Below are 9,943 nucleotides of genomic sequence, written 5' to 3'. Positions count from 1 at the left end.
CCGCTTTTTTTACCTGTCGAAGGGCTTTATGTCCCAGCCCCGTTTTTTTGTTGGATCATTCAGCCTGGTGTGCGTTGCCGTCCGCCTCTTTTCTCACCTGCTGTTCATTCAGTACGACCGAGATTGCAGCATCCCCCGTGATGTTCACGGCTGTACGGGTCATATCGAGCAGCCGGTCGATGCCGAGGATGATGCCGATGGCTGCAGGGTCGAGGCCGACCGCAGTGAGCACCATCGCAAGCATGACCAGGCCGACACCCGGTACGCCTGCCGTACCGATGCTCGCCACCACGGCGATGAGGACGACCGTGATCATCTGTGTGACGGTGAGGTCAATTCCCGTGAGCTGAGCGATGAAGACCGTCGCAACACCCTGCATGATCGCGGTGCCATCCATGTTGATCGTCGCTCCGAGCGGCTGGACGAAGCTCGAGATGCTCTTCCTCACTCCGAGGTTATTCTGTGCGGTCTCCATCGAAACCGGAAGTGTTGCACTGGATGAGGATGTACTGAAGGCGACACCCATCGCAGGGAGGAACCCTTTAATGAACCAGATGAAGCTCCGCTTACCGAGGAACTGGATGACAGCCCCGTAAACGAATATCAGATGTATGAACAATGCAAGCAGCACACAGACGAAATACATGCCGAGCTGCTGGATGGCACCGAATCCGGCCTGGACGAAAGCTGTCGCCACAAGGCCGAACGCACCGATCGCTGCGAAGTATTTCATGATTGCAAGCACGATCCACATGATGACTTCATTCGCCTCTTCAAATATTCTAATCAACCCTTTTGCCTTATCCCCCACGGCGATGATCCCTATGCCGATGAAGACAGCGAATGCGATGATCTGAAGCATATTGGCCGTCGCCATGGCATCGATCACATTATCCGGGATGATATTGATGATCGTCTGGTCGAAAGTCTGCTCGACAGCTTCGCCTGTATCACCTTCAAGTTCGGTTTCACGGTATTCCTCCACCTCCGAGGAATTGAGCAGTTCCGACTGACCTTCACCCGGCTGCAGCACGAGTGCAATGATAAGCGCGAGGGTGATCGCGATTGCAGTTGTGGCCAGATAAAATGCCAGTGTCTTGATGCCGAGGCTTCCCAGCTTTTTCGGGTCCCCGACACCGACGACCCCCAGTACAATTGAAATGAATACGACAGGTACGACGACCATGAAAATCAGACTGAGGAAAATCTGACCGACGAGGTTGAAGACATACTGATCGAGCCATTGCACCCATGCCTGGTCAGATATCGGGTTCAGCACCGACCCGATGATGATACCTGCGATTAGACCGATGACGATATAGAGTGTTAAACGATTACCGACTTTCATATTACTCCCCCCTTGGATCAAAATAATAACGCTTTCATAAAACTTTGCAAATCCCCTTTAAACTTGAGCAGCTGGTTAACTTTATATGATTTTATTATATCACCAAAAGACAGAAAATTGAGAAAAGAATAAGAGTATTTGCTTTTTTTATTTTTTTGGAGGATTTGGGGGAAGATTTTAATAAAGTCCGATTTGAAAGGGTGGAAATCGTTGTCCAAATCGGAATAGGGGGTGGAATCCGATTTGAAGCAGCAGAAATCGTCATCCAAATCGGAATAGGAGAGGGAATCCGATTTGGGGCAGTAAAAATCGTCCTCGAGATCGGAATATAGAGGTGAATCCGATTTGGGGGACCGGAAATCGCAATCCAAATCGGCATCAACAACCTCTGGACAGAATAAACGCCATAAAAAAATCTGCACCGGGGTGCAGATCTCAAGTTAAATGAATTTTATTCTTCGTCTTCTTCCTCTGTATCCTCATCAGCATCTTCTTCTGCATCTTCTGCAGATGCTTCTTCAGCATCTTCAGCTTCTTCTTCCTCAGCAGCTTCTTCTTCGCCGTCCGTCATGTAAGTTTCCTGAATATATGATTCGATTTCATCATTTTCAAAGGAGACATTGTACTCGTCAAGGAGATCCTGGTAGAAAGTCAGGACCTGGCCCGGATCTTCCTGGATTCTCTGGTTGACCATCTGGCTCTTTACAGCATCAAGTTCCTCATCAAGGTTTTCTTCCTCGCCTCTTTGGATGATATGATAACCGAAGTCTGATTCTACAGGCTCGCTCGTCATTTCACCAGGTTCAAGTTCGAAGAGTGCTTCTTCAAATTCAGGCACCATCTGTCCTTCAGTGACAAGACCGAGTGAACCCTGTTCTGCGGCACTGCCCGGATCATCCGACTCTTCTTCGGCGACTTCACCGAAGTCTGCGCCGTCTTCGATTTCAGAAATCAGATCTTCAGCTTTTTCTTCAGCTTCTTCATCTGATAAACCGTCCTCATCCTCTTCATCCACCGCAATGAGGATATGTGCGCCTTCTGCTGCATTTTCCATAGCTTCTTCATCGGTGATGTCGAATCTTTCAGCGAAGAAGAGGTCATGGTATGTACTCGCTATACGCTGTTCCCTGTAATTTTCCGCTGTCATGCCCGGCTGCTGCTGGGCCATCATCATTTCGAACTGTTCCTCGCCGCCGTACTGCTTCATTTCGGCATCGACCTGTTCGTTGATTTCACTTTCATCAACTTCATCGCTGTATTTATCCTGCAGTATCTGGTCGAGCACAAGCTGGAAAGTTTGGTTTGCGACCTGGGTCGTACCCATTTCATTCAATATATCATCAACAGTGACGTCTCCTGCATCACTTGTTGCCAATACTTCCCCAAATTGTGTTTCGCCGTCCCCGCCGTTCGAACTGCTGTCTTCGCCGTTCCCGCATCCTGCGAGTCCGATCAGGCCCAGTCCGATAAGAACAGGCATCAATTTTTTCTTCATAAACACTTCTCCTTTAGTCATCCTACAAGTGATAATATCATACAAAAATGGCGGAACACAAATAGTATTGCGTTCCGCCATCAATCAGCATCATATTATTTTTTCTTCCTGCTCGTTATGTTGCCCGCAGTTTTACTGATTTCTTCCCCGCGGTTCGAGAGGTTATCCACATGGTTCTGGATGTTCTCGATATTGGGATTGATGTCCGCCTGGAAGTTGCTGATCATCGTCTTGATTTCATCACCCAGACTGCTGAATACTTCCTGGGACTCGTGTTTAGTCTTTAAAAATGAGGATTTGACAGCATTGGCTTCAATTTTCACCTGGTTCATCTGGGATTTGAAGTTGCCTGATTCCTCCTTTAAAGACTGCTGCAATTCCGAACCGGATTTCGGTGCATTCAGCATGGATACGAGCGCACCGCCGGTCACTCCGACAAGAAAACCGACTGCTATATTCTTAAGCTTCATTCATGACACGTCCTTTTAGCGAGTTTATATAAACCATTACCCATTAAGAATGAGTCCTACTCATCGAGCTCGGATTTGATGCGGTCTTCGAGTTCCTTGCGCTCATCATCCGAGCCGGGTTCCGAGACCGGGTCCCATTTGTAGGCGAAGCCGTCGTATTCATCGTCATATCTCGGTATGAGGTGGAAGTGCAGGTGGAATACGGACTGTGAGGCATAAGAGCCGTTATTTTGAACGACGTTCAGGCCCTTCGGATTGAAAGCGGCCCGGAGTGCCCTGGCGACTTTTGTCACTGCAGCCATCACTTCAGCACCGGTCTCATCATCCAGGTTATAGATGTTTTCAATCGGGCGCTTCGGAATGACGAGTGTATGGCCTTTCGACAAAGGAAATGCATCCATGAAGGCGAGGACCGTTTCATCTTCATAGACGATGTTTGCCGGGATTTCCCTGTCGACGATCTGTTCAAAAATTGTTTTACTCATTCATTGTACCTCCGTAGTTTTATTATGATATATTGTAACTTAGTATCAGTATACAAATAATTTTATTTAAATTAAAGGAAGTCGAATATGGTTCTGAATATAGAGAAATTGACAGGCGGTTATTCCAGGACCGCCGTCATCCATGATATCAGTTTCAATATCAAGGCAGGCGAGATCGTCGGCCTGATCGGGCTGAACGGCGCAGGCAAGAGTACGACGATCAAACATATACTGGGCCTTTTAAACCCGCAGTCCGGGCGCATCGAAGTCAACGGTATGGAGATCGCAGAAGATACGGAAGAGTACAGGCGCGCGCTCGCCTATATCCCCGAGTCACCGATATTGTATGAGGAATTGACGTTGAACGAGCATATCGATATGACCATCATGGCCTACGGGCTGGAGGAGGGGGCAGCGTGGGAACGTGCCGAAAAGCTTTTGAAAGTCTTCAGGCTGGATGAGAAAGGCGAAATGTTCCCGACGCATTTCTCGAAGGGGATGAAGCAGAAAGTGATGCTCATCTGTGCATTCATCGTCGAGCCGGACCTCTACATCATTGATGAACCTTTCCTTGGCCTCGATCCCCTGGGCATCGAATCACTGATCGAACTGATGGTGTCTGAAAGGGCGGAAGGCCGCTCGATCCTGATGAGCACACATATTTTATCCACGGCTGAACGTTACTGTGACCGCTATGTGATACTGGATGACGGCAGGCTGCTGGTCTCCGGTACGATTGATGAACTGAGGTCGGAACTCGGCATGCCGGGGGCTTCACTCGACGAGTTGTATTTGTCACTGACGGGGGGCGCGGGTTCCAATGAAAGCACCCCTTCATAAGAGCAGGATAGAAGATGACATCAGGACCCGTGCATATTACGGCAAATATATATTCAACAGCCACTTTTTGATATTCCTGACGATTGCGGCAGGGGTATTCCTGTATTCGCTCCTCGGGATGCTGTCGGTGATGGAGCCGAACATCTACCTGGACATCATCGCGGCACTGCTCATGAGCTTCACGCTGCTGCCGAAGTACCGCCCGCTTTTGAAGGAGGCGGACGTGCTGTTCCTGCCACCTTACGAAAAGCATATGAAAAGCTACTTTTCATCCATGGACAGGTATTCAATCTGGCTCGGAATCTACCTCCCGGTGATCGGGCTCGTCATATCGCTGCTGCTGCTCCGGGTCGGCCATCCGGGCTGGGTGATGGTTTTATTTGCAGGGATGTCAGTACTCTTATACATCATGGCATTTTTGATCAGGCGGGATGCAGTGAATTCGCCGGTGTCCCGGAACACTGTAATATCGCTGCTGATCATCATCCACTTTGCATCGCTTCTTTCACTGCTCATCCATCCGGCATTCATCATCCTCGGTCTTCTGCTGATCGGCGGCCTGTATCTCTGGATTCAGAAGAAGCAATATAAAAATCTGGACTGGCCGGAAATCATCGATTATGAAGCATCGATGAGGCAGAAATATTACCAGTATGTGTCGATGTTCACCAATGTCCGGCAGGCGTCGAAGCAGTATAAGAGGCGGAAGTACTTCGATTTTCTCCTGAGGCGGCCGAAGGCGGGCCGTTTCAATAAAGATCATATGTATGAATACCTCTTCAGAAGGACATTCTTAAGGGACAATGATCTGCCGATGATCATCCTGAGGCTTCTGGTGATATTCTCTATCGTCATCATATGGGTGGATCAGCTTGTATTATCGGTGATCGTCCTGCTGTTCGCACTTTATGTCATCGTCCTTCAGATGTCACAGCTCTACACCGCGCAGGCGTATTTGCTTTGGCCCAAAGTATGGCCGGTGAAAAGGGAGTATATACAGGACGGGTACATCCGCTTTTCCCATAAGATGATTTTCATGATTGCGCTGCTCCTTGCAGCCTTATTCATCCTTCTGCATCCTGTATATTTCTACATTGCGGCGGTCTTCCCCTTGTGGGGCTATATGCTGAACAGCTACTTCAGCAAAAATGTATATAAAAAAGAAAGATTACTGAGTGATTGAACCGCTCAGTAATCTTCTTCGTCTTCAGGCTGGTTTTTCAGCGCTTCTTCATTCTCCTGGACAGGCAAATAAATCTTTGATGCACTGTAGCTGTGGAACATGGCACCTGCATCACGGAATTTCTTCAGGACATCGGTCGTCAGGTAGTCCCTGTAGACGTCGGACGTTTTGAAGTCCCTTATCGTCGAGCTGGCCGGCCACTGCGTGAAGACGATGAAAGTATCCCTGTCATCGGAATGGCCGATGCGGTATGCAAGGAGCCCTTTCACATTCTGCAGCTTCTGATTCAGATCCGACAGATGCCCCAAAATGGACGCATTGCCGCTTCCCGAAACAGGTATATATTGTATATGGACAGTGCTTTCCTCATTCAATGAACCGCCGCTGTGCAAAATTTCATAGTCATACCCTGAAGCAAAAAGTGTTGCATCTTCGTCCTCAGTGTACAGCATGGCTTCCCGATCCCTGGCATTCATCATCAGCTCGGGGTTTTTTTCTTTCATGGAAGTCATATAGTCGAGAGTGCCTGTTGTCACGTGTAATTTCATTATGTTCACCTCTTATCATGTCTTATATCTACTATACCTTTCACTGTGCCGATTTAAACTTGAGCGCCCGGCAAATATCATTTTTTTGTCATTAATTTATCTGTTATGACACTGAATGTAAGGTATGATATTATAGTATGGGAAATTATGAGACGGAGGCTTTTGAATTGTTTAATGATACTTTGATTAGAGCGGCAAAAGGTGAGAAGACAGAATATACACCTGTATGGTTCATGAGGCAGGTGGGGCGCAGCCAGCCTGAGTATTTGAAGGTCAAGGAAAAGTATTCTTTGATTGAAATCACGAAGCAGCCTGAGCTGACAGCTTACTTAACGGCGACCCCGGTGGAGAATTACAATGTTGATGCGGCGGTACTTTACAAGGACATCATCACACCGCTGGCACCGATTGGCATCGATGTGGAGATCAAGGCGGGCGTCGGGCCGGTCATCCATAATCCGATCAAGGATATTAAAGATGTCGAGAAACTCGGGGAACTGGACCCTTATAAGGATCTCGACTACATTTATAAAACGATCGAAATATTGACGAAGGAAAAACTCAATGTACCTTTGATCGGCTTCTGCGGTGCGCCGTTTACAGTGGCGAGCTACATGATCGAAGGCGGGCCGACAAAAAATTTCCATAAAACCAAGCAGCTGCTCTACAACGAGCCTGAAACATGGCATAAGTTGATGGAGAAACTGACGGATATGAGCATCACTTATCTGGATGCCCAGATCGATTCGGGTGCAAGCATCATCCAAATATTCGATTCATGGAGCGGTGCGTTGAGCAGACCTGTCTATGCTGAACATTTGTCACCTTACATGAACAGGATCGCGGCCCACGTGAGGTCGAAAGGTGTGCCTGTCATCGTCTTCGGCATCGGCGCTTCCCATCTCATACCTGAATGGAACACGCTTGATGTTGATGTGATCGGACTTGACTGGAGGACATCCATCAACGAAGCGAGGGAGATGGGTGTCAAAAAAGCACTGCAGGGGAACCTTGAACCGGCATTGCTGCTGACAGACTGGGAAATCATCGAAGCGAAAGCCAAGGAAATCGTGGATCAGGGCAACAGGACCGGACATATATTCAACCTTGGACACGGCGTGTTCCCTGAAGTGGAACCCGACACTCTTAAGAGATTGACAGAATTAGTTCATACTTACAGTAAAGGATTGTGATTTTAGTGGCACAGAAAAAAGGATTATTGGTAATGGCATACGGAACGCCTTATAAAGAAGAGGATATCGAGCCTTATTACACCCATATCAGACATGGCAGGCCGCCAAGCGAAGAGGCACTTCAGGACTTGAAGGACCGTTACGAGGCGATTGGCGGAATCTCCCCTTTGGCTGATACGACTGAGAGGCAGGCGGAAGCACTGCTGCAGCAATATAATTCAAAATCTGAAGATGAATACCAGCTCTACATCGGCCTGAAGCATATCGATCCGTTCATCGAAGATGCAGTGAAGCAGATGTCGGAAGACGGTATAAAAGAAGCCGAGTCCGTCGTGCTGGCACCGCATTATTCCAATTTCTCCGTCGGCACCTACAACCAGCGTGCCCAGGAAGAGTGCGAAAAATACGGCATCGAGCTGAAATCCGTTGAGTCATTTTATGATGAGCAGCCGTTCCTGGATTTCTGGACGGAAGCGGTCAAATCTTCACTGAGTGAAATCGATGAAGCGGAGCACGGTGAGACGGCGATCATCGTGAGCGCACACAGCCTTCCGGAGAAGATCAAAGAACAGAACGACCCTTATCCGGGACAGCTCGAAGAAACTGCACAGCTGCTGAAAGAGCAGGCGGATCTTCAGAACGTCTTCGTCGGCTGGCAGTCCGAGGGCAACACGCCGGAACCATGGCTTGGACCCGATGTGCAGGATCTGACGCGTGATTTGTATAATGAGCATGGATTCAAACACTTCATCTACCTGCCGCTCGGATTTGTCTGTGAGCACCTGGAAGTACTTTATGACAACGACTATGAGTGTAAAGTGGTGTGTGACGAAGTTGGAGCCGGCTACCACAGGCCGACAATGCCGAACACAGATGAAAGATTCATCCAGGCGATGATCAATCAGCTCGAGAGACTATAATAGTAGCAAAGAAGGGTTTTAAATGACGAAAGTTGCCATTATCGGTGCAGGCATCACAGGACTGTCTGCAGGTTTCTATCTCACCAGGGACGGCCAGGATATTGAAGTGGACATCTACGAGAAAGCGGACCATGCGGGCGGCAAGATCAAGACATACCGTAAGGACGGCTTTGTCATCGAGCTCGGGCCCGAATCTTATTTGAGCCGCAAAGAAGCGTTGACGGACCTTGCAAAGGAAATCGGGCTTGAAGGCGATCTCGTGAGGAATGAAACAGGTCAGGCGTACATTTATGCCAGACACCAGCTGCATCCGGTGCCGCCCGGCACGATGCTCGGTGTTCCGACGGAGATCATGCCTTTCCTGACATCGAGCCTGATCTCTGTTCCGGGCAAGCTGCGTGCGTTGATGGATCTTGCGAAAGGCAGGACACCTTTATACACGGATGTCTCCGCTGGCAGCTTCTTCAGGGAGAGGCTCGGCGATGAGGTTCTTGAGAACCTCATCGACCCCCTGTTGTCCGGCGTATACAGCACGCCGATCGACAAACTCAGCCTGATGTCGACCTACCCTGATTTCAAGCATCAGGAACAGAAGTACGGCAGCCTGATCAAAGGCATGATCAAAGCGAAACAGCCTAAGAAGAACACAAAAAAAGTCGGGCAGTTCTTCCAGTTCAAAAATGGATTGAGCTCATTCATCGAAAGGCTCCAGGAGAGGGTGGCGTCACAGAATGCCAACCTGCACTTCAACAGTGACGTCGAAGCGATAGTGAAATCCGGTGAAGGTTACAAAGTGACGGTCAACGGCAAAGAAGCACATTATGACCAGGTGATCATCACGACCCCGCATTTCCAGTACAAGCGCTGGTTCGACGATAAAGAACTCGAGTATTTCAAGCATATGCCTGCAACGAGTGTGGCGACGGTCGTCATGTCCTTTGATGCCGATCAGGTGAAGAATGATATAGATGGAACCGGTTTTGTGGTCAGCCGCAATATGGATACTTCAATCACCGCCTGCACGTGGACCAATAAGAAGTGGAAGCATTCCACTCCCGAGGGCAAAGTGCTGCTCAGGGCATATGTCGGCAAACCGGGTGATTTCATCGTCGAAGAGAAGTCTGAAGAAGACATCCTCCGTCTCGCCCGTAAAGATCTGGACAGGATCATGGACATCGAGGGAGAGCCTGAACTGAAGATCGTCACCAAGCTCAAGAACTCGATGCCGAATTACAACGTCGGCCATAAAGAAATGATCGACGGCATCCATGAACATATGGAAGAGACGTACCCCGGCATACAGCTGATCGGAGCATCACACTATGCCGTCGGTCTGCCGGACTGTGTGAAAGGCGGCAGGGAAGCTGCTGAAAATGTTCTTTCCGGTTCAAGATCATAATGGACGCCATATGCCACCTGATTGATATATAATGGTCTCAGATCATTATTTATAGGAGGTCA

General features: G+C 48.8%; 10 protein-coding genes. 5 read left to right on the top strand and 5 right to left on the bottom strand.

Going from position 1 to position 9,943, the window contains the following annotated elements; all coding sequences use genetic code 11:
- Window positions 1–55: 55 nt before the first annotated feature.
- The 4 genes from LPW40_RS04690 to LPW40_RS04675 all read right to left on the bottom strand — a co-directional run bounded on the left by LPW40_RS04690 (window position 56) and on the right by LPW40_RS04675 (window position 3,798).
- A complete protein-coding gene (locus LPW40_RS04690) occupies window positions 56–1,348 on the bottom strand; it encodes a dicarboxylate/amino acid:cation symporter (protein WP_230821033.1) in 1,293 nt (430 codons plus the stop codon).
- 451 nt (window positions 1,349–1,799) lie between these two features.
- Window positions 1,800–2,843: a peptidylprolyl isomerase gene (locus LPW40_RS04685; protein WP_230821032.1), complete on the bottom strand. Its 1,044-nt coding sequence runs from the start codon at window positions 2,841–2,843 to the stop codon at window positions 1,800–1,802.
- Between the two features lie 95 nt (window positions 2,844–2,938).
- Entirely contained in the window at window positions 2,939–3,313 is a 375-nt protein-coding gene (locus LPW40_RS04680; RefSeq protein ID WP_230821031.1) for a YtxH domain-containing protein, read from the bottom strand.
- Between the two features lie 56 nt (window positions 3,314–3,369).
- Window positions 3,370–3,798 carry an HIT family protein gene (locus LPW40_RS04675; protein WP_230821030.1) on the bottom strand — a complete coding sequence of 143 codons (429 nt, stop codon included), beginning with the start codon at window positions 3,796–3,798 and terminating at the stop codon, window positions 3,370–3,372.
- A gap of 87 nt (window positions 3,799–3,885) precedes the next feature.
- On the opposite strand from LPW40_RS04675, the gene LPW40_RS04670 reads away from it, so the two are divergent.
- Window positions 3,886–4,638, top strand: a complete 753-nt coding sequence (locus LPW40_RS04670; RefSeq protein ID WP_230821029.1) for an ABC transporter ATP-binding protein — start codon at window positions 3,886–3,888, stop codon at window positions 4,636–4,638.
- On the top strand, window positions 4,619–5,821 hold the full coding sequence (locus LPW40_RS04665; protein ID WP_230821028.1) for an ABC transporter permease: 1,203 nt from the start codon (window positions 4,619–4,621) through the stop codon (window positions 5,819–5,821). Before LPW40_RS04670 ends, LPW40_RS04665 begins: the two co-directional genes overlap by 20 nt.
- A gap of 5 nt (window positions 5,822–5,826) precedes the next feature.
- Here the strand turns inward: LPW40_RS04665 and LPW40_RS04660 are convergent, their stop codons facing one another.
- Complete coding sequence (locus tag LPW40_RS04660; RefSeq protein WP_230821027.1) at window positions 5,827–6,369, bottom strand: hypothetical protein; 543 nt, start codon at window positions 6,367–6,369, stop codon at window positions 5,827–5,829.
- A gap of 167 nt (window positions 6,370–6,536) precedes the next feature.
- Between LPW40_RS04660 and hemE the strand changes: the two genes are divergently transcribed.
- Genes hemE through hemY form a run of 3 tightly spaced genes read left to right on the top strand, consistent with a single transcriptional unit; the run spans window position 6,537 to window position 9,881 of the window.
- Window positions 6,537–7,562 carry a uroporphyrinogen decarboxylase gene (gene hemE, locus LPW40_RS04655; RefSeq protein WP_230821026.1) on the top strand — a complete coding sequence of 342 codons (1,026 nt, stop codon included), beginning with the start codon at window positions 6,537–6,539 and terminating at the stop codon, window positions 7,560–7,562.
- A 5-nt stretch (window positions 7,563–7,567) separates the two neighbouring features.
- Complete coding sequence (hemH, locus tag LPW40_RS04650; protein ID WP_230821025.1) at window positions 7,568–8,482, top strand: ferrochelatase; 915 nt, start codon at window positions 7,568–7,570, stop codon at window positions 8,480–8,482.
- 22 nt (window positions 8,483–8,504) lie between these two features.
- Entirely contained in the window at window positions 8,505–9,881 is a 1,377-nt protein-coding gene (hemY, locus tag LPW40_RS04645) for a protoporphyrinogen oxidase (RefSeq protein WP_230821024.1), read from the top strand.
- Window positions 9,882–9,943: the final 62 nt, after the last annotated feature.

The sequence above is a fragment of the Salinicoccus halitifaciens genome, assembly GCF_021026095.1.
Taxonomy (GTDB): Bacteria; Bacillota; Bacilli; order Staphylococcales; family Salinicoccaceae; genus Lacicoccus; species Lacicoccus halitifaciens.
The sequence above is the reverse complement of the archived record's forward strand: the minus strand, read 5'-3'. Positions and strand labels throughout refer to the sequence as shown.